Source organism: Aureliella helgolandensis (assembly GCF_007752135.1).
Taxonomy (GTDB): domain Bacteria; phylum Planctomycetota; class Planctomycetia; order Pirellulales; family Pirellulaceae; genus Aureliella; species Aureliella helgolandensis.
This window is the reverse complement of record NZ_CP036298.1, coordinates 7,436,231-7,457,239: the sequence shown is the minus strand read 5'-3', so window position 1 is coordinate 7,457,239 and position 21,009 is coordinate 7,436,231. Positions and strand designations below refer to the sequence as shown.

Here is a 21,009-nt window from a genome sequence, read left to right as displayed (position 1 = left end):
TTGCTGGCTCAATTAGTGGACTGTGGGTGGAGTTGAGGAATAATAGAGGCAGCCAGGGCATGACCGGTCACACAATGACGGTAGAGGTGATAATTCACCACAGGCTGCGTTCCTAGGTAATGGCGTTTTCAGCGTCGTATCCGCTCCATAAGGGATGGGATTAAGCCTTGCTATCAAAACCACGTAATTCGCAATTCGGTCACTGCTTGCCGGAGATATACGAACTACGATGGTAGACAAGTCATAGGGTTTTACGTTGAGAACTGTAGAGTGGATCGTGCTGATTGCCATGGGGGACTCCGGAGTTGGAGCCTCGGCCGCCGCCCTCAATGGTTTCTCGACCGATGAGACCGGTCAGCTGCCTGAAATCAACTACCTCTTTTGGTCACTGCTAGCGATGTTGTCTGGGTAATTTGCGATTGTCGTAAATTTTGCTCAAACGCGTTGTTTCGCACTTGCTTCTTGGGGAACTTGCTTCGTTGGACCTCGACGAGTGAAGTTGGTGGTAGTTTGCTGCTGGTTTACCTTGCCTAATCACAACCTTTTACAAATTGCCGCGACGTTTCTGTAGAACCCGCAGTAGGTGCTAGACTTCAGAGTGATTCGTACTGACCGCCGAATTCATTTCTGTCTTCCTTGAAGCGCTTGGGTCTTCCAGTAGACGACGCACTTGGTCATTTTGGCAAACTTAGGAGTATCGCCTTGTTCGACGTATTGCTGGACGAATTCGATGACGACACCCCACGCGCCGCCGACGACGACTTAGATAGTTTTCAGAAGTTGCCTCTCGAAGATGACGAGAGCTCTACGGAAGCTATTTCAGACGACGATGGCTTGGCCGCAGAGGGTGAAGTTCAGCTGGAAAGCGACGAGGAGCTGTTGGCCGCCGCAGAAGACGAAGCGGAAACATGGTCCGATGATCCGGTCCGCATGTATTTGACGCAAATGGGCGAGATCCCTCTCTTAACTCGAGAGGAAGAGATCCGCCTTGCGAAAGCTATTGAAGTCACGCGGCGACGATTTCGTACCAAGCTTCTGGAGTGCGATTATGTAATGCAATTTGCCTATAAGATTCTGAAACGAGTCCACACTGGTGAATTGCCCTTCGATCGTACCGTTCAGGTCTCGGTGACCGACCGCCTTGAGAAAGAGCAGATTCTCGGACGCTTACCACATAACCTAAAGACGCTCGACGTACTGCTCAAACGCAATGCTCGCGATTACCGAATTTCGCTGAGTATGGCGCAGACCGATGAGCGCCGCCAAGAGGCGTGGGCTGCACTCGCTCGCCGCCGCCGCAAGGCGGTACGCTTGGTTGAAGAGCTGGGACTACGGACCCAACGCCTCGAGCCGCGCATCATCGACCTGATGAAATTCAGTCGTCGGATCGATGACCTACGCGCCGAGATCGATCGCTTAGAAGGGGATCGCGCTTCAGCGGCTCAGCGAGCCGAATTGTTGCGTGAGTACCGTGAGCTGTTGGTCGCGACGCAAGAAACCCCCTCCAGCCTCCGCAATCGCGTAGCCATGGTGCGTGGTGTATTTAACGAGTACCAAAAAGCGAAGAAACAACTGTCCGAAGGTAACTTGCGGTTGGTGGTTTCCATCGCCAAGAAGTATCGTAATCGGGGCCTGAGCTTCCTGGATTTAATCCAAGAGGGGAACGCGGGCCTCATGCGTGCCGTCGATAAGTTCGAATATCGCCGTGGCTTCAAGTTCTGTACTTACGCTACCTGGTGGATTCGCCAAGCCATTACCCGGGCTGTGGCGGACCAAAGTCGCACGATTCGCATTCCCGTTCACATGGTCGAAACCATGTCGCGGGTCCGCAATGTGTCGCGTCAGCTGTTGCAGGAACTCGGCAGGGAACCAACCCTCGAAGAAACCGCGCGACGCGCTGAAACTACGATCGAAGAAGCTCGACGCGTCCTCGCTATGAGCCGCTATCCAATCAGCCTTGATCGGCCGGTGGGGAACAGCGAAGACAGTCAGTTTGGTGACCTATTGCCAGACGGAACCGCCGAGAGTCCCGCCATTGGCGCCGGGCAGGAGATGCTGCGAGATCGTATCAACCACGTCCTGAAAACCTTGAGCTACCGCGAACGCGAGATCATTAAATTGCGTTACGGCTTGGGAGATGGCTATAGCTACACTCTCGAAGAAGTCGGGCATATCTTCAAGGTGACACGTGAGCGGATTCGGCAGATTGAAGCCAAGGCTGTACGCAAGTTGCAACAGCCAAGTCGCAGTCAAGACTTGGTTGGCTTCCTCGACTAAGCCATCGCTGGCAGAATCTTCTGGGACTGCCTGCAGGGCCGAAAAATTGCAAACCTCAAGTCAAAACAATAATCGTTTTGACTTGAGGTTTTTTGTTCGCTCCAACTCGAGGCTGCATGAACACCTCCCACCAAAACGCGCTGCAACGGGGCTGGCAATTTCACCAGCAAAAGCATTTTGCGCACGCTGAACGCATCTATCGCGCCGTGCTGCAAGAGGATTCCCAGAACGCCAATGCATGGTGCTACCTCGGTATCGCCTTGCATGATCAACGCGATTATCCTGCAGCGGTCGCGGCCTACCGGCAGGCCCTGCAGTTGCATCCCGAGTTTCCTATCGCGCTGAATAACCTCGGCAACTCGCTCCGCTACGTTGGGGAATTCGAAGAGTCCGATCGATCGTTTCAACATGCAATCGATCTCAAACCAGACTATTTCAACGCCTACAAGAATCGTGGCACTCTGCATGTGTGGACCGGCCAGCTCGACAAGGGCCTGCTGTACTACCAGCAAGCTCTGGAGTTGAATCCCAATGACGCTGAATTGCACCGGAACTTAGGGGTTATCTACCTATTGCAAGGCCGCTTTGCCGAAGGTTGGGCCGAGTATCGATGGCGTTGGAAAGTTGGGGATCTGCATCGGCCGCAAATAGCTGCTCCGGTCTGGAACGGCCAAGATCTCCGTGGCAAGTCGATCCTGCTCACTGCCGAACAGGGACTGGGGGATACACTCCACTTCGTCCGCATGGCCAACCTGCTCAGACAGCATGGAGCGCAGACATTGATTTATTGCCAGGCACCCTTGGTCGCCCTGTTGCAGCAATCGGCCGAATTGGGCCCCGTCTTTCCCAATAGTCTGCAGCCAGAGGGAAGATTTGATTTTCAATGCTCGCTTCTCGATGTGGCCGACGTTCTCCAAATTCGTGCAGACAACGTTCCCGCAACACTGCCCTATCTGCACGCATCGGAGCATCTTAGGTCTTACTGGGCGGGGCGGCTGCCAAGATCACCGGGGAAGTTTCGAATAGGCATTGCCTGGCAAGGCAATCCCGATCATCAAGCAGACCTGTTTCGCAGCGTACCCTTAAAAGAGTTCGAGTGCCTCAGCCAAATTCCCGAAGTGGAGCTGGTCAGTTTTCAGACGGGGCAGGGGACCGAACAATTGCAGCAGTGGCAGGGTTCATCAGCGGTCTTGTCCTTGGGGCCTCAGATTGACCAAACCGGAGGTGCTTTCATGGATACAGCAGCCATCATGGAGACACTCGATTTGGTCATCAGTAGTGATACTTCCATCGCGCACCTAGCCGGAGGGCTCAATGTGCCGACCTGGATCGCTTTGGGCTTTGTACCCGATTGGCGGTGGATGCTAGCGCGAGAGGACTCTCCCTGGTATCCAAGCATTCGCTTGTTCCGACAGGCAAAGATTGGGGATTGGCAGACGGTGTTCGAACGCATGGCTAGCGAAGTGAAGCGGATCGTGGTTTCCAGGGGGACTTGATCGTGAAAGAGATGAGCGTCAGGCATCATGTTTTTATTTAGTCTAATGGTGTTGCTGACTCTGCTGGCAATCGTTGCTTGGGCGATAGGTGGACTAGGGATGCCGGGCAACTGGGGAATCGTATTGATGGCCCTAGCTTGCTGGTTCTTTTTCCCCCAGGAGTATCGCGGCTATGTGGGACTGTTGGCGTTGCTCGGAATCGTCGCTGCCGCACTCCTCGGCGAGCTGCTCGAATTCGCAGCTAGTGCTTTGGGAGCGAGTCGCTTAGGAGGTTCCAAACGCGGTGCGGCGCTGGCTTTAGTAGGCTCATTGGCCGGGGCCGTGGGAGGCTTGTTCCTGGGCGCTCTGGTGCCGCCACCGATTCTTGGGAGTGTTCTGGTTTCTCTCTTGCTCGGCGCCAGCGGTTCGTTCGTGGGGGCGGCCGCCGGGGAACGATGGGCCGGCAAGGATTGGGAAAGCAGCCTCAATATCGGCAGTGCTGCTTTCTGGGGACGCCTACTAGGCACAGTCGGCAAGGCTCTGTGTGGGACCATCGCCTGCGGTTTGTTCTTGATCGCCCTGTGGTGGTAAGTCCACGCCGTTGCTGATGTTCGTCTAGCTCGGCTAAGCGGATTGCTGCATGCGTGCTGAGATACCACCTCCCGTGCTTTCCCCGGGAAGTCCACAGTGCTGTCCCAAGGATGCTCCCATTGCTGGCAGGAAGATGTTGGCAGGAAGATTTTATTTCTGGGATTTTCCTGCCAATCGGTCCGCAGCTACCCTAGCCCCGCCTTACGTCGCAACGCTGGCTGATGCCGACGGTCTACAAAGAGGGAATTCCCATGCAAGTGAATCGGAGAGCGTTCTGTCCCTGGCTTTCCCGTGATCGTCGTTGGGTGGTCGGAGGCATTCGCCGCGAAGTTGGGGTGGAGATGTTCTGTTTTCTATTTGACTCCCGACGATTCTGCGCTAGGATCTCCTTAGCTCAAGCTATGCTGTTTCAATTCAGGATGAAATTCGATTCGCTAAATACTTGCGTTCGCGGCCATATTGCAATGCTAAATGCTAGCACCAGCAATTCAGGAGTCTTCAGGCCGCGAAGCATTGAGGACTGCTCGTCAGAGATAGAGATGAGATAGTCAAGCGATCGGCAGCAGGGAAGGCAAGAGGACCACAATAGGTGTACTTGTACTCTTCGCATCCACTTTGCCTTTTCGATTTTTGGGTCACTCCCAACTCGGCTGCAAGGGGGAAAGCGAAGCCCAGATGATTCTTCGGGGGCCCTGTCATGAATATTCTAGCCACTGCGTCCCGCATCGCTTTTCGCGGACGGTTGTTCCTGCTTAGCGCGTTATTGCTAACCGTAAATGTATCGTCGACCGCATCGTTTGTTTGGGGTGCGGAGGTTCTACCGGTCGCCTTCGACGCACCTGCAGTGACGGTGGCGCAAGAGGTGGATTCGACTCTGGTCGATGCACCCACCACTGGTGGACAGCTAATGCGGCTGCGCATTCCGGTTTCGACCTATGTGAATCCCGAGTTTCGGGGAGTGGTTACCGAGTATGCCGTCGAACTGGAGAGCACCTATCAAACGTTACGCGTGATTGATTTCTGGCCCAAGAGCGAGGTCTACACTTCGGTCGAAGGCAATGTCGCCGTTGAAACGACCCGCCAACAAGACAGTAAGTTGGGATTCAATGTTTCGGCCGCCTATGAGCCGATTGGGCGAGCAACTGGGCAAGGGGACTTTGCACACAAGGATAGCACCAAAGAGAGTTTTCAACGCAAGCCTCCGATGCAGGTCTTGAGTTCGAGCGGTACGATTCGGCGAGGCTACGGAGTGTTTTTCAAGTTTCGTCCTGGTCCCTTGCCGGTGCTGGAGGGGGTGCGAGAAATCGCAATTCTAGTGGAAGTGCCCCCTGGCTGGCGAGCCGATATGTTGCAGGTTTCGATGCAAGCGATGGGAACCGAGCAGGCTGGCTCGAGTCGCATTCACTCCCTGGGCCATACACGAATGTGGATGACCACACACCGGGAGGGAGATTGGCCGGCCGCGGCGCAAGCTAAACGCTACGTGACCCAGGAGCGTTCGCTGCGTTCGCTGGCCGCCGCCAGCCAGTCTCAAGTGCAGGAAAAATCGTTGCCCACCATGTGGCATAAGATGGGAGCAGCCCTCGACATGGTGCAGCCGCGAATTCCTGAAGACTACCTCACGCAAGTGATCTTCGGGGCTCGCAATCGATATCGAGATAACCCCGCGACGAATCGTTTGCCAGTCGATTTGCGAGTTGCCGTATTGGACTATTGGGACCAGCGAGAGCAACTCGTGCAGCTTGCGTTCCCGAAAGCCTACGGTTCGCCAGCCTATGGTGATCACGTTGCTATTTCTCATCGGGCCGCAAGCGACATGGTAGCGGCCCAGTAATCGGAGAAGTGGCGTTCCCGATGCTGGTAGCAAGCCACGTGCTAGCGATCAAAAGCGGTGAATTGAACACCGGCCAACCAGTCGTCGAGTGCCCGACCTTCGGAAGAGATCAGATAGCGAGCGTACGCAGTGATGCGGGCTTGTCCTACAGGCCACCAGTGGACCCCCAGTTCCGGGTACACCGTACTCAACCAACCATCAACGTTCGTCTCCATCTCGTCAAATTCGTCGATGCTTCCATCCTCGTCGTTGTCCTTGCGGTCGTCGCTGGCATCGGCTCGCACGGTGGAGAGGCCGTTGAACATGCCTACGCCAGCAAAGGGAGTGAGACGCGTGGGTAATTGAATGCGAGCACCGGTGTCTAAGCCGGCGTACCAATCATCGGGGCCCAGGTAGCCCGCCAGCCCCACACGCGAGCTGTACCAGCTGGTTGGGTAGTATTCGTAACCCCATTCGGCTCCCGTCAGCAGGCCTTGGGTGGCATTGCGCCATTGGCTGCCGCCGGCCAAATACTTGCCGTTGAGCCCTTCCACAAACCGCGCGTCGATGGCTTGTTTGACTTTGCCGGGTACATCCGTTTTTTCTGCACCTACTTCGTATTTTGCAGCATAAACCGGATCGTCCATGGCGTAGCGACTCTTCAAGAGATTCGCGCAGCCGACAGAACTCAGCAACAGCAGAGAAGCGAAGAGGCGTACCAAGAGTGGGGGAATGCGAACCATGCACTCCCTGTAACCGATGCGGTCGCTTTAGGTCAAGAGTGACAGTTCAGCGAAGGATGTAATCAGAGGGACATTCAAATCGGGGGGGAGCGATGCGTTGCCGGGCCGCACGCTGGCCGCGACTTGAGCACCTGCCGCTATCGCTGCGGTAGCTTCCTCAGCAATGTCTGTCACGAACAGTATCTCCTCAAGTGGCTTGCCCCAGTCTGCGGCAATACGACGGTAGCTGTCCGCTTCTTTCTTCCCTCCAAAGGTAGTGTCATAATGGCCTGAAAACAAATGCAAGCAATTTCCCGCGTCCTCAAGGTGTCCAAAGAAAAGCTTCTGAGCGGCGATGCTGCCCGAAGAGTAGATGCGCACATCCAGCCCGCCAGCTCGCCAGGTCTCAATGGCGGGAAGCACATCTGGATAAACGTGCGCGGTCAGCTCTCCCGCCTGGAAACCGACTTGCCAAATTAAGCCCTGAAGGGCTTTGAGGCCTGTGGCTTTGACATCGTTGGCCATCAACTTGCGCACTTCTTGGGCCACCAGCTCCTGAGCGGACACAGTGGCTTGAGCGGACACAGTGCTTTGAGCCGCCTGCCAAGCCGCCAGGGATGCATGCCCTGCATCTTGGGCAATGGTCTCGCAGGCTGCTTGGACGTCGCCTCGCGTAAAGTGTTCGGCCAAAAAGGTGTCTAGCCGATCCAGTACAAAGGGAAACATGACATCATGCACAAACGAAATGCTGGAAGTTGTCCCTTCGATATCGAGCAGGACGCCAGTGACGTTGGTAGGGCTAGTAGGCATTTCGGACCGGCAATGAACGAGAGAAAGGGGCGCGCTGTGGAGCGGGAAACGGTTCGAAGCTAGAGCTTGATGTTAGGCTCGATCGAGACATCCGAGGGCACGTAATTGGGGCCAAAGCAGAGTGGTTGATACTTACTATGCACACCCTCTTCGATGTACTCGGGAGTCCAACCGGACATGTCTTCGAACAATCGGATGCATCGAATTGCGCGCTCGTCACATAGGTTGAACCAGTGTTTCATACCGCATGGAACATTGATCAAATCGCCAGAGGAAACTTCGACGGCGAACACTGGGCCGTTTTCGGGATGGATGTGGAACAGGCCCCGCCCCGCTACGGTAAATCGCACTTCGTCTTCCGAGTGAGTATGCTCTTTGTCGAACTTCGCCAGCATGGCGTCGAGGTTGGGTGTGTCGCGATTGACGTTGATCACGTCGGCGGTCACAAAGGCACCGCGCTGCTTGAGGGATTCGATTTCGGGCGCGAATTCGGCCAAAATTTCTTCGTTGGTCGCGTCGGCCTGCAATCGCTCTTCAACGGGCCAGTTCTCGTACCAAATTCCGAAGGGTTCTAGGAAGCTTCGAATCTCAGGGATATCGGTGATTGTCCGATTTTCGTCTTGAATAATGACGCGAGCCATGGGGTGTAACCTTCCGGAAAACTAGGGGATCTGACGCAAGCTCCAATAGGATATTAAGGTAAACCGGGATAAGCATCTGAGCAACCGACCAAAAACGATTGAAATGCAAGCTTTTTCGGGTCATGATCGGTTGTTTACCGCCTGTCTGGGGCATTCTTGTTACACCCCAGCCCACTTTAATAGCCGCAATCGCAATAACTGTCCTGCCCAATGAATGCTCCCCGTTTTACCGCAATTGTCCACCGATGTTTCTTGGAAGTATTGAGGCTTGGTTTGCTGGTGACTCTCGGTCTGCCGCAAATTGCCGCTAGCGAGTTGGAGTCCCGTACGATTCGTCTCGCGAATCACCCCGCATTGGCTCCCGATGGAAGCTTGCTGGCATTTTCATGGAGGGGAGAGATTTGGACGTCCCAGTTGGATGGAACTCAGCTTACTCGACTGACGAATAATGAGGCGGTTGATGATCAGCCGTTGTTTTCTCCTGATGGGAAATCGCTGGCCTTCGTAAGCAATCGAACGGGAACGTCTCAGTTGTTTGTGATGGCCACCGACGGAAGCTCTCTGCGGCAGGTGAGCTACCACTCGGAGGGATATTCGCTGGAAGATTGGTTTCCGGATGGAAAGTCGCTTTTGGCAACCGGCTCTCGCGACCATTTTCACCGAGATGCGAATCGCCTATTGCAAGTTGATCTCACGCAGCGGCGGGCTGACAAGGTTTTGGTGGATGCAATGGTCGAAGATCCGAAACTTTCTCCGGATGGCCAGCGCGTGTTGTTCACTCGCGAAGGGGAAAGGTGGTGGAGGAAGGGCTACCAAGGGGAGCGCGCGTCGCAAATTTGGCAACTCGATTTGAAGTCGGGGGAGTTCACCGAGCTCTTGCACGAGGGCGTCGAATGCATGTGGCCCCTGTGGATGCCAGATGGCAAGGGCTTCTATTTTACGAAAGGGGATGAGCAGGGGTTTGATCTCTGGCGGTATCGATTTCCCAAGCAGAATTCCAAGCCAGCAAAACAGAAGAGCATCGCCAATTTTCCGGAGGATTCAATCGTCTTCCCCGCCATTGCTCGCGATGGAAGTGTGCTGGTATTTAGGCATTTATTCGATCTGTACCGTCTGCGAGTCGGGAAGGGGGAGCAACCCCAACGAATCGATTTGAGCGTTGCGGGCGATGTTCACCTCCCGAATCCTGAATTGCGACGCGAAATCTCATCTGCAGAGGATGTAAGTTTCACTGCCGACGGTTTAGAGATCGCCTTCATCGCCGGCGGAGATGTGTGGGTCATGGATACGGTACTTCGTGAACCTCAACGCGTGACCCACACCGCTGGTTATGAAGCAAGTGTCCTGTTTGCGCCAGATGGAAATTCGATTTGGTTTACCGCCACCGATGCGGGGCAAGTTGACCTGTGGCGGGCGAGTCGCAAGGTTGGAACGCAGTTTTGGTGGGAGAACCGAGAGTTCACGCTCGAGCAAATGACGCAAGACTCCCATGTGGAAAGTCGATTGACCTTCACCCCCGATGGTAAAAGCTTGCTATTGCAGCAGGGACGCGGCGATCTCGTCGTTTTGGATCTTGAGACCAACCAAAAACGGACTCTGGTCCGCGGTTTTAGTTCTCTCGATTTTGATGTTTCTCCCGATGGTCAATGGGTTGCCTACTCCCAGCAAGATAACGATTTCAATAGCGAGATCTGGATAACGTCGATCTCGGGGGAATCGCGAGCGGTCAACGTCTCTCGGCATCCCGACAACGAAGGTTCTCCCAAGTTCTCGCCGGACGGAAAGATACTGGCATTCACTGGACGCCGCTCGGATGACGAGCGAGATGTGTACTACGTCTATTTGAACCAAGCCGATGACCAGCAGACCTCGCGTCAACGTCGCATCGAAGAGGCCTTGGAGTTGATGCGCAAGGAACGCAAAACTACCGCTGAGCAACCGTCTGAGGAGAGCTCAGATTCCAAATCGGAGACAGCTGCAAATTCGCAGGATACCAAACCGGCTCAGCAGGAGGACTCCGATGCACCGGTGCAGGTCACGATTGACTGGGAAGATATTCACGAACGCTTGCGGAAAATATCGATTCCCGATAGTCATGAATCGGATCTGCTCTTTTCGCCGGATGGCAAGAAGCTCCTCTTCAACGCCACTGTTAAAGGAGTCCGAGGATGGTACACCGTCGAATTCCCTACGGATTTAACTCCCAAACTGCTAAGTACCTCGATGGGCACGCGTGCGGTTTGGTCCGAGGAAGCCAAGGGGATTTTGTATCTCCAGGGAGGCAGTCCGGCAAAGCTAGAGTCGAACGGCAAGCTCGAAACCTACCGATTCAAGGTCGCTCAAACCATTTCTCGAAGCGGCTGGCTCAGGGCAGGGTTCGAGAAAGCTTGGCTGACGATGCGAGAAGCTTGGTATGACGAGCGTTTCGCAAATCGCAATTGGGATGAAGTGCGACGCAAATACAGCCAAGTGGCGGCGGAGGCTTCCGATACCGCTGGACTCGCCAATGTTGTTGAGTTGATGCTGGGTGAATTGAATGGTTCTCACCTGGGGTTCTATCCCAGTGGCGTTTCCAACCGCCCCTCCGTTGAAGGCTGGCGTGATGAGACCGCCCACCTCGGCATCCGATTTGTGGAAGACTATGCGGGCCCGGGACTACTGGTGCGCGATGTGATTCCAGGAGGTCCCACGGACAGGGAAGACAGTCAACTGCGGGCCGGTGATATTCTGTTGTCGATCGATGGAACGCCCGTCGATCCCGCGCTCGATTTAACGCAACTGCTCAACGGTCGGATGGATCGAGACATTCAACTACGAATCCGCCGCCAACCGGACTTATCCGCCCAGGCCGAGAAGCCGCAGGGCGAAGCTGTTCTTCAGGAAGTAGAGGAGGAGAACGTGCCCATGGAAGAGCGTGAATTGAGCATCTCCGTGCGTCCCACCAGCTACTCGCGAGTCCGGTCGCTACTCTACGACGCATGGATCGAACACAATCGCCAGGCAGTTGAGAAGGCTAGCGCTGGCAAGCTTGGATATCTGCACATTCGAGCCATGGATATGTCGAGCTTCTTTGAATTCGAACGGCAGCTCTACAATGTTGGATACGGGCGTGAGGGATTGGTGATTGACGTTCGTGACAATGGCGGTGGCTCAACGACCGACTTGCTGTTGACGGCTTTGACGCAGCCGCGGCATGCAATTACAGTGCCGCGTGGGGGAGGGCAGGGGTATCCACATGATCGCGCGGTCTACGCCTATTGGAGCAAGCCGATTCTAGTGCTCTGCAATCAGAACAGTTACAGCAATGCTGAGATATTTAGTCATGCGGTAAAAACATTGGGACGCGGCAAAGTGGTTGGCGTGCAGACGGCAGGCGGTGTCGTGAGTACCGGCTCGGCTCAGGTCAACGATGTAGGGCGGATTCGAGTCCCCTTTCGTGGTTGGTTCGTGCTGGGAAGCGGCGAAGATATGGAGTTGAATGGATGTCAGCCCGATGTAGTACTCTGGCCAGCTCCAGGTGAATTGCCGCAAGGCACGGATCGTCAATTGGTCCAGGGGGTTGAGCTGTTGTTGGCTGAAGTTGGCGCTGCGGAAGAAGCTCGCGAGTTAAACTATGCCTCACAACGTGACTCCGCCGAGTAGTCGCCCTCAATTTCTAGAACTTTTCTTTAGCGAGGCAGAACCGATGTGTTCGTGGACTCAATGGACTTGAAACGAATTACCACGGCTCTGCAACTGGATGGAACGCTGGGTTACGCCATGGCGGCTCGCGTTTGGCAAGCTTTGGCTGGCCCAGTTACGATCGTTCTATTGATGCGATACTTCACCGCTTCCGAGCGTGGTATCTACTATGTGATCGGGAGCATCTTGGGCATCCAGATGTTCTTCGAACTGGGGTTGCTGAACATCTTGGTGAGTCAGGCTGGGCATGAGGCCGGACGGCTCAACAGCGAGCCAGGCAAACGACGCATGGGGGCTCTGTTCGATGCAGCCCAACGCTGGTTTGGATGGGCCAGTGTCCCGTTCGCTTGTACGGCAGTAGCCGTGGGGTGGTATGAATTCGCCGCCGAAGATATTTCGGTGAGTTGGCGTCTACCGTTGATTGTCTTGGCGACTGTGTCGGCGCTAACCATTGCCATTTCGCCAGCCCTAGCCATCCTAGAAGGGGCCGGGTTTCGACGCGACGTTTACCAGGTTCGGTTGTGGCAGGCTGTCACGGCAAGTTTATTGGTGTGGTTGACGCTAAGTTTGGGCTTCAAGCTGTGGGCGCTGGTGGTGGCGGCCTCAGTGCAATTGCTGTGGTCAGCCTATCTGGTCTATGGCCTGCACCGTCCATTTTTTAAGAGCCTCCATGAGCCTGCATCTAGAGCAGTCACGACGGTGGATACCGGGTTTTCATGGGTGCAAGAAGTTCTACCGATGCAGTGGCGGCAAGCTCTGATCAGTGTGGTTTATCATTTTGCGACTCAGTTTTTTCCTGTAATCATCGTGACTTGCCACGCTGACCAAGCTGAGGCGGGCCGTTTGGGCATGACGCTGACCGTGACGGTCGCGATCCAATCTTTGGCGATCGCCTGGATGCAATCCAAATACTCCTTGGTGTCGGCACAGCACGGTGTGGGGCAACGCGAGACGGCGGGGACGCTCTGGCGACGCAATGCCGTTGTCTCGACCACGCTGCTGATCGCGGCACTCGTATCGCTGATTCTGTTGATCTCCGTTTTACCCATGATTGGTAGAGGTTGGGAGGACGGTTTTATTGACCCGCTGCAGTTGGCGATTCTTTCCGTCGGATGCGTCGCAAACCATTTTCTAGCGATCGAGGGATTCTACGTCTTGTCGAGAAAAGGCAAGCCGTTCGTTTTCGCTTCGGTGGTGGGATTCTCATCGACCGCCATTGCGGTGTGGGTGGGCGGCTACTTTCTCTCAACGACTGGGATTGTCTTGGGGTATGCCTTGACTCTCGCGCTGGTCGTCCTACCTCTACGCACCTATGCGTATCTCAAGTTTCGTCGCCAAACGCCCTAGGCTGGAACGCGTGGGCCCTAGTGCATTGTCAAAGCTTAATTTTCGGGTTGCCCGGAAAAAGGTGTCCGACACCAAAATCCGGAACGGCCCTTCGGGTGCTTTGCACTTTTGGTGTCGGACACCTTTTTCCGAACAATCGCTAAACCCTAATTCTCAGTCTTGACAATGCCCTAGGTGCCCTTTGCTCCCATGATCTCGTGGGAATGTAGATTTTCAACCGACTGACTGCAGGGACGCGTTCCACGCGACCACGCAGAACTTCTTTTCGTCGCGCGCTGGCGACTCCCTCTGCCATTCTCACGTAGGGCCATTCCCTAGCAATTTGATTCCCTGCAGCCCAGCCGGCCCGAGCGTCTCTCGTGGGTTTGTTTAGGTAGTGCAAAGAACATGTGAAGTTTGGCAGGAGGCGACTGGACGCGCCCAGTTGGGATGACCAACTGTAGCGTTTACGTAACTTTAGGGCTGTAGGCGATTTGCGATCTTGTGCAGGCAATTGTGAAGAGAGGTTGGGCTTCCCAAGCAGCAATTTCTTAACCGAAATCAACAATTGTCGCTGCGCGTCGCACAAGTATCATTGCCAATCCTTTGAACTCCAGCCGGTATTTATTCAATTGTGTCTAGAGGGGCATCCATGTACAGCAAAGGTCGCGTATCGTTGAAAGCATCCCAGTTGCAGCGCAGGCGTCAGCAACTCCGTCGCGTATTACAATTGGAATCACTTGACAAACGAATGTTAATGGCCGCAGATGTAGTGAACGACGCGTTCAACCTATCATCCGGTGCGGCACTCAATGTTCTTGCGAACGATACCACTGGAGCTGAAGTCCAGACGGTTTCGGCGGTGAATTTCGACTACGATCCAGCTTCCGTCAACAAAGGAACGAATCAAGCCGATTGGTTCATTCCGACTCGAGCCGGCAGCGATGTCCCTCAGCGAAGCGTGATTCCTGGTGCTCTGGTGGAAGAGCCCGATCAACTCAACTTCGGTGATCTTGACTTGTGGTTGGATGTTGATGGTTCCGTGGATGCGGCGGACGATGTCATTCTAGACCGAACGACGGGAATCGTCCTGTCCACGCTACGCGAGAATATGGCTCCCGCCTCTGGTAGCAGCTCCGTCAATCTTTCCGTGGTCAACTACAACAGTGGCGGAACCGGCAACGTCTGGTTGTCCACTGTGGCTGCACCGCAAAACGACGGCGAGTCGATGGGGAGAATGAGTGCTGCTCTATTCCCCTTTGCGGATGGCTGGCTTGGCGGCGCTTTCTCCGGCAGCGGGGTGGAGCATGAAGCCGCCGTCAACTCCGGCATTACCGTGACTAAGGTGGGCACCGGTCGCTATGAGATCGCGGTCGAGGGCGTAACCGATTCCTATTCCGACGGATTTCTATTTTCGATCGCTGGCGGTAATTCGGACAATTACACCCACGCGACCCCGCTCGGCGGTGACAAGTGGCTCCTTGCCCGCCGCGACAATTCCTCGAACATCAGTGGCGGTGAGGATGGTGATTTTAATGTGCTCTATATACCTCGAAATAGCCAAGGCCTGATTGGAGGACAAGTCGTTGGTGCGTCGAGTATTCCCAATTCACTTTCGTATTCCGTTGGCGACTTCTCGATTCAGCGAGAGTCGACCGGGACGTGGCGGATGACTGTCGACGGACACTCCCCCGAAACAGGCATGTTGATCATGGAGACCGCGGATACGACGCGCGGTGCACCAGGGAATGTCTACTTTTCTTACGAAGCCGATGGCGATGACTTTCTAATCCGCCAGTTGGAGGGCAATACGCTCAATCCACTCGATGATGACTTTACGGTACTCTTTGTGCCATTTGAGAATGCGTTAGCTCCCGCTTCGACTCTGAGCCACGTCGACCTGGGGGCTCCAGGAGATGCAAGCAGTGGCGTTAGCACTCTAGGTGTAGCGCTTTCCTGGAACGCAGATGGCACGGTCCACTACGATGCCGCTGGCGCCATCCAAGCATTGGGCGCAGGGCAGACTGCCATCGATACCTTTGTCTATTCGGCTACCGATGGAACAGAGACAAATACCGCTACGGTAACGGTCAACTGGGTCGGGGCCAATGATGCGCCCACAGTCGAAGGAACCATTGCAACCCAAGTCTTCAACGAGGACGATGCCGCGGTCACCTTCGATTTGGCGAGTCTGTTCGCGGATGCGGACCTCGGCGATACGCTGAGCTACCAGATTGATCCTGGATTAGGGGGAGTCTTGGAGGGAAGTATCGCGGGAACGACTCTGACTCTGGGGCCTGCACCCGATCGATTTGGCGTTGCCTACTTTACGATTACCGCGATCGATGGGAGTGGAGCCAGCGCCTCGATCACTGCTGGAGCAACCGTTTTCTCCCAAGATGACGGGCCTCGAGCGGTCGACGATGTAGCGGTCACGGATAAACAGACCTCAATTGACATCGAAGTGCGTCAGAACGATTTTCATCCAGAGACGACCGAATACTCGGTGTCCGCGGCAAATATCGATGGAAACGCTGCAGCAACCGGCGATGGCGATACGCTGTGGTCGGTCGTCGGGACTTCACCATCCCCAGGTGCCTTGACGATTCAGAGTCCCGCCAACCTGGGCGATGTTGCAGTTGGCCGTGATGGAGCCGATTTGACTTTGGCAGAAGGCGTTTTTCTCGGCACGGTCCGGGATAGAACGAGCCCCTATCAAACCGTAAATACCTACAACGCATTCGGCAGTTATGGTTTTGCGACCGATACCGGGATCTCCGGCGGCGAACGCAATTCTCCCTTAGGTGTCGGCTTCTTTCCCTTTGCGGAAGGATGGACGAGCGGACACGTGGCGGCCGATGGAACGCTGCTGGGAGGTGTTGGCATTACACAAGCGAACATTACGAAGCTGGGGACCGGGTTGTGGGAGATTACGGTGCCAGGCATGGCTTCCAACGGAGCCTTCTTCGATGATGGCATGCTGTTTGCGATGAGCGGCGCCAACAATGACAACGTTATGTCGGTCAGCCCTCGGGTGAACGGCGGATGGCTGGTAGCGCAAGTCGACAGCGATCTCGATATCTCTGGCGGTGGAAACTATGGCGGAGAAGATCAAGCTTGGAGCTTCGTCTATATCCCAGGGGATACGCCCAATCTGATCGGCGGACACTACGCGACAGGGGGCTTTGTACTTGGAAAGCAGTATGGAGGAGTGACTGCAGTTGATAATGCCGGAGGCACCCTGCTGACCGTGCCCGGCTATACGCCAGCTGACGGAGCCATGATTGCAATATCTGCCGAAGGAATTCAAGTTCAAAACCCTCCCGGCGTGTTTACCGATGTACCCGCGCCGAAAGCGGTTATGGCAACTCCCGATGGTGATCAATTCCGCATCGAAGCATTCAACACGGGTGCATATGGTGCGACTAGTGAGAACTTCTACTTCGTCTTCCTGCCTTTTGATCAACCGCTCGAACGCTTGGCCGGTCTCGATCTCGATGTCTCAGCGGTTAGTGGAACCAGCGCGTTGGGAGCGACGGTCAGCCTCAACGCCGACGGTACCATCCGATACAACCCAAGTACCGGCGGAGCTGCAATTGCTGGATTGGAAGTGGGACAAACCATCGAAGACGTTTTCACTTATACGCTCTCGGATAATCGCAATCCGGCTCAGACAACCACCGGAACGGTGACGGTGACTGTCACCGGCGAGAACCAAGCTCCCGTCGCCAACAACGATACGATCTGGCTGAACGAGTTCCATGCCAACCACGCGTTGCTGACGGTTCTGGGCAACGACACCGACCCCGATTTTTCCGCCGTCTATGGCGTGCCAGTCGGAATCGCGTCAGCCAACCTTTCGGTGGATGGCTCGAGCAATTGGTCCGTTGCGCAAACCGGTACGGGTGCCAATTCAATTACCTTGGGTAGCAACGGGTTAGGCGAAGTTGAGCTTCTCGATGGCAGTACTCCCATCTCCCGCAATGATGGAGTCGTATTGGCTACCATCGCGCAGAACGATGAAGGAACACCTACCGATTTCCGATTGGTGCAAGCCTTCGAAAACGGTACTGGTGGGACGTCGCTAGCGATCGGGCAATTCGGTGCCGATGCGGCTGCTGATGGAAGTGTGAGTTTGAGCTACTTCCGCTTTGCTGACAACTGGACGGGAGGTCACGTTGACCCGCTCGGCAACGTGCTGGCCAGCAATGGGCTGGCGGCTACCGATGTGGTTCGCACGGCAGTTGGCCGATATGAGATTACTATCCCAGGGATTACCGATTCGGCGACCGCTGGGTTTCTGTTGGCGATCGGCAACGAGCAGGCCGACAATGTGATCTCGGTATCAGCGATTGCTGGAACGGATCGGTACCTATTAGCCGTCCGGGACAATCAACAAGATTTTGCCGATAGCGAAGATGGTGGTTTCTCCTTCGTTTATATGCCACGACAATCGGAGAATTTGGTGGCCGCGGTGGTGGACCCGACTTCGGACGCCGTGAATCCTGTCACTCTGGGTGTTGGGGAGTTTACGCTCCAGCGCCAGGAAGTCGTCAGCGGGGGCCATGAATGGAACCTCACCATTCCTGGTCAGTCCCCGGCCACGGGCGTTCTGTTGCTTTCCACTCAGGGCAACGCAGACGTCGAAGACAACTACCTTACTTACGAAGACGATGGAGCGGGAGGGTTTGTGATTCGTTCCCATGATCAGCCTGGCATGGGACTGCAAGACACTCCCTTCAGTTTCACCTTCGTTCCGTTTGATAGTGCTTCGCAACCGGTTTGGCGGCCCACTCCCGATGGTCTGAAAGTGACCGGAACGAGTGTCACGAGTGCCTTGGGGGCTGGTCTGTCGGTCAACGCCGACGGCAGTATCGTCTACTCGCCAGGCAATCTACTCGACGCTCTCTATGCAGGAGATTCGGTCGTTGACACCTTCACTTACACGATGGAAGACGGGTTCGGGGGGGCCAGTAGTGCGACTGTAACACTCAACATTGCAGGCACTGGTGCGGCCACGCCAGTGATTGCATCCGGTGGATCCACCTACTATGCACTTGGTGATACTCCAGTCAGCATTGATCCAGCTGGAGTGCTTAGCGATGGGGAAATTGCATTCTTAGATGGTGCCGTATTGAGTGTCACCCAAAGTGGTGGAGGTCTGGCAACCGACCTCCTGGTAATTCGCTCGGTTGCGGGAGCCGATGTCACTGTTAGCGGGGACGAAGTGAGCTTTCAGGGGGTGGTCATTGGAACCGTGGCTGGAAACGGAACCGCCGGGCCGCTCGGCGTGACTTTCAACGCGCAGGCGACGCTGGGCGGAGCTCAGGCGGTTTTGCGAGCGATCACTTTCGCAAACAATGAACTGACAACTCCGCTGAGTTCACGGACCTTTGATATCGAGCTGGTGGACGGAAACGGCAAGAGTTCGGGGCCTGCTACCAAGGGGCTGGAACTTGGCTTGGTGCGAGTTCGAGATCTCCGGCAAGGTCTAGACAACGGCTATGGCGCCTACAGTGGTGCGGCTGATATCCGATTGTCGCAATCGACTCCAGACACGCCTGTGCCGACCGATTTGTGGGTGGATTGGCATGATGAAGGCTCTACCAATGATAGCCAAATCCTGCTGCGGTTTGACCAGATCTTCGGGGATGGGGTTGGGCAGATCCCTAGCGGTGCAATTATTACCTCAGCAGTGCTCTCCTTGAACATGACCAATTCGGGAGATGGGGCTCAGATGCATCGATTGCTAAGTGCGTTCGATGCGGACGCCGCGACTTGGAATTCCACGGGAGATGGTGTTCAAGCTGATGGGGTCGAAGCGCGAGCCGAGTTCGATTCACAGATTGGGCTATTAGCAGGTAGCGGTTCTTCGGGTACGGGAATCGGATCGATCAGTGTGCTCGAAGATCTGCGAGCTTGGGCGACTGGAGAAGCCAACCATGGCTGGGCCTTGTTGCCATGGGAAGGCGGAACGGATGGATGGCAAATTAGTTCCTCGGAGGCCAGCGACGCGAGTCAGCGTCCTACGCTGCGAATCGAATGGCTACCGGCGGGCATGCAGTCGGCCAGCTTCCGAGACGGTGTGGACGGCTACGAATCGACCGTCGATACTGAGCTTCGCGACGCGGAGGCCGATACTGATAAATCGGCTGTCGAGACGCTGTTTGTCGATGCTCCATCCCCAGATACGCAAACCTTGCTCCGTTTTGACGATATTATCGGCAACGCGATCGGGCGGATTCCCGCTGGGTCGACCATTGTGACTGCGGTTTTGACACTGGGCAGCACCTCCGGCAATGCGACCGGTGACGGTGGTCAGTTCTTCCCAATGCTAACCGAATGGGCCGACACGGATACATGGAATACGTTGGTCGATGGCATCTCGCCCGATGGGGTCGAAGCCGCGCTCAATCCGTCCACGGTAGCTGGGAATTCCAGCCGAAACCCCAACGTGTTGGGCGGCTTCAACACGTTTGACGTCACCTCCGATGTGACCGAATGGGTTGCCGGCCAGAAGGAGAACCATGGCTGGGCAATTTTGCCTTGGGCCAGTGGTACCGATGGTTGGGCAATTCGTTCGTCGGAAACACCGCTGTTGGTGGAACGACCGCGACTTGAAATTTACTACATTCCCGCAGATGCCACTGCGGCTGAGGCCGTGGGGTCGAGCGTCTTCTACAACGACTCGAGCTACAGCGGAACTGAGGCAATCGCGCCGGATAAGCAGCCCTACCAGCCTGGAGATGGAGTCGCGACATACGCGAACTATACCAACTACAGCCGAGGTCTTAACGGTGTCATCGTGGATGTTGCGAACTTGGCCGGTACGCCGACTGTGGCCGATTTCTCCTTCCACGTCGGCAACAATCAATCGCTTGCGTCTTGGGCCGAGGCACCGATTCCCACTTCCATCGAAGTTCAGGCGGGAGCTGGAGTGGACGGTTCGGATCGACTGCGGATTGTATGGCCCAATAACGCCATTCAGAACCAGTGGCTGGAAGTGACGTTGTTGGCAACTCCCAATACAGGGTTGTCTGCCGATAAGGTCTACTACTGGGGCAATCAAATTGGTGAGATGGGGAATCAATCCGGTAGCACTGCGGTCAACGTGGAAGACACTGCATTGATTGGCGTTAATTTTACCGGCTTCGTGCCAGCTGCCATCGAGAATAAATTCGATCTCAATCACGACCGCGCCGTGAACGTAGTGGATTACGGATTGTCGCAGGGGCATTACACCGGCTTTACATCGTTGGTGCTACTCGACATTGCAGCGACTGCTGCTGGTAGTGCGGCAACACCTGTCGCGGCTGCCCCTGCGGTGTCGGATGCTTCCACGTCCGCATTGGTCGCCGGTTGGGTGCCCTCCGTAGATGGCGAGTCAAACTCTTTACCTACAGAATCGCCTTCCTCAGAACCTGAGTTTGTGGGGAAGAGTTGTTCTTCAGCTCATGCACTTGCGACTGGAGCTCCGGTTGGAGACTCCCAGACTCAGAGCGGTGTTGACGCCGCAGAGATGTGGGTGATGGTTGGCCCGCAACAGCTAACCGAAGAAGAAGACTCGGATTCTGACCAGCAACATGAGTCCAACGTCGACAGCATTTTCGCCGAACTCGAACGGGATGGACTTGCTTAACACCTCCTCTCTCTTTGCTGGTGCGTCCTGTCAT

Annotated in this window: 11 protein-coding genes; 8 read left to right on the top strand and 3 right to left on the bottom strand. The window is 55.4% G+C overall.

Features of this window, described 5'->3' with window-relative positions:
• Positions 1 to 256: 256 nt before the first annotated feature.
• From Q31a_RS30560 to Q31a_RS26335, 5 genes are all read left to right on the top strand, one after another.
• Complete coding sequence (locus tag Q31a_RS30560) at positions 257 to 412, top strand: hypothetical protein (RefSeq protein ID WP_197355763.1); 156 nt, start codon at positions 257 to 259, stop codon at positions 410 to 412.
• Between the two features lie 290 nt (positions 413 to 702).
• Positions 703 to 2,277 (top strand): sigma-70 family RNA polymerase sigma factor, encoded by a 1,575-nt coding sequence (locus tag Q31a_RS26350; RefSeq protein ID WP_145084774.1) that lies wholly within the window; start codon positions 703 to 705, stop codon positions 2,275 to 2,277.
• A gap of 116 nt (positions 2,278 to 2,393) precedes the next feature.
• On the top strand, positions 2,394 to 3,773 hold the full coding sequence (locus Q31a_RS26345; RefSeq protein ID WP_145084771.1) for a tetratricopeptide repeat protein: 1,380 nt from the start codon (positions 2,394 to 2,396) through the stop codon (positions 3,771 to 3,773).
• Between the two features lie 27 nt (positions 3,774 to 3,800).
• Positions 3,801 to 4,343 (top strand): DUF456 domain-containing protein, encoded by a 543-nt coding sequence (locus tag Q31a_RS26340; RefSeq protein ID WP_145084768.1) that lies wholly within the window; start codon positions 3,801 to 3,803, stop codon positions 4,341 to 4,343.
• Between the two features lie 697 nt (positions 4,344 to 5,040).
• Complete coding sequence (locus Q31a_RS26335; RefSeq protein WP_145084765.1) at positions 5,041 to 6,177, top strand: hypothetical protein; 1,137 nt, start codon at positions 5,041 to 5,043, stop codon at positions 6,175 to 6,177.
• A 41-nt stretch (positions 6,178 to 6,218) separates the two neighbouring features.
• On the opposite strand, the gene Q31a_RS26330 is transcribed toward Q31a_RS26335, so the two are convergent.
• The 3 genes from Q31a_RS26330 to Q31a_RS26320 are packed head-to-tail and all read right to left on the bottom strand — an operon-like array spanning position 6,219 to position 8,329.
• Positions 6,219 to 6,899 carry a hypothetical protein gene (locus Q31a_RS26330; protein ID WP_145084762.1) on the bottom strand — a complete coding sequence of 227 codons (681 nt, stop codon included), beginning with the start codon at positions 6,897 to 6,899 and terminating at the stop codon, positions 6,219 to 6,221.
• A gap of 27 nt (positions 6,900 to 6,926) precedes the next feature.
• Positions 6,927 to 7,688: an acireductone synthase gene (gene mtnC / locus Q31a_RS26325; protein ID WP_145084759.1), complete on the bottom strand. Its 762-nt coding sequence runs from the start codon at positions 7,686 to 7,688 to the stop codon at positions 6,927 to 6,929.
• Positions 7,689 to 7,747: 59 nt separating this feature from the next.
• Positions 7,748 to 8,329 (bottom strand): 1,2-dihydroxy-3-keto-5-methylthiopentene dioxygenase, encoded by a 582-nt coding sequence (locus Q31a_RS26320; RefSeq protein WP_145084756.1) that lies wholly within the window; start codon positions 8,327 to 8,329, stop codon positions 7,748 to 7,750.
• A gap of 210 nt (positions 8,330 to 8,539) precedes the next feature.
• Between Q31a_RS26320 and Q31a_RS26315 the strand changes: the two genes are divergently transcribed.
• The 3 genes from Q31a_RS26315 to Q31a_RS26305 all read left to right on the top strand — a co-directional run bounded on the left by Q31a_RS26315 (position 8,540) and on the right by Q31a_RS26305 (position 20,975).
• A complete protein-coding gene (locus Q31a_RS26315; protein ID WP_145084753.1) occupies positions 8,540 to 11,971 on the top strand; it encodes a S41 family peptidase in 3,432 nt (1,143 codons plus the stop codon).
• Between the two features lie 66 nt (positions 11,972 to 12,037).
• A complete protein-coding gene (locus Q31a_RS26310) occupies positions 12,038 to 13,357 on the top strand; it encodes a polysaccharide biosynthesis protein (protein WP_145084750.1) in 1,320 nt (439 codons plus the stop codon).
• Between the two features lie 736 nt (positions 13,358 to 14,093).
• On the top strand, positions 14,094 to 20,975 hold the full coding sequence (locus Q31a_RS26305) for a DNRLRE domain-containing protein (protein ID WP_145084747.1): 6,882 nt from the start codon (positions 14,094 to 14,096) through the stop codon (positions 20,973 to 20,975).
• The last annotated feature ends 34 nt before the right edge of the window (positions 20,976 to 21,009 follow it).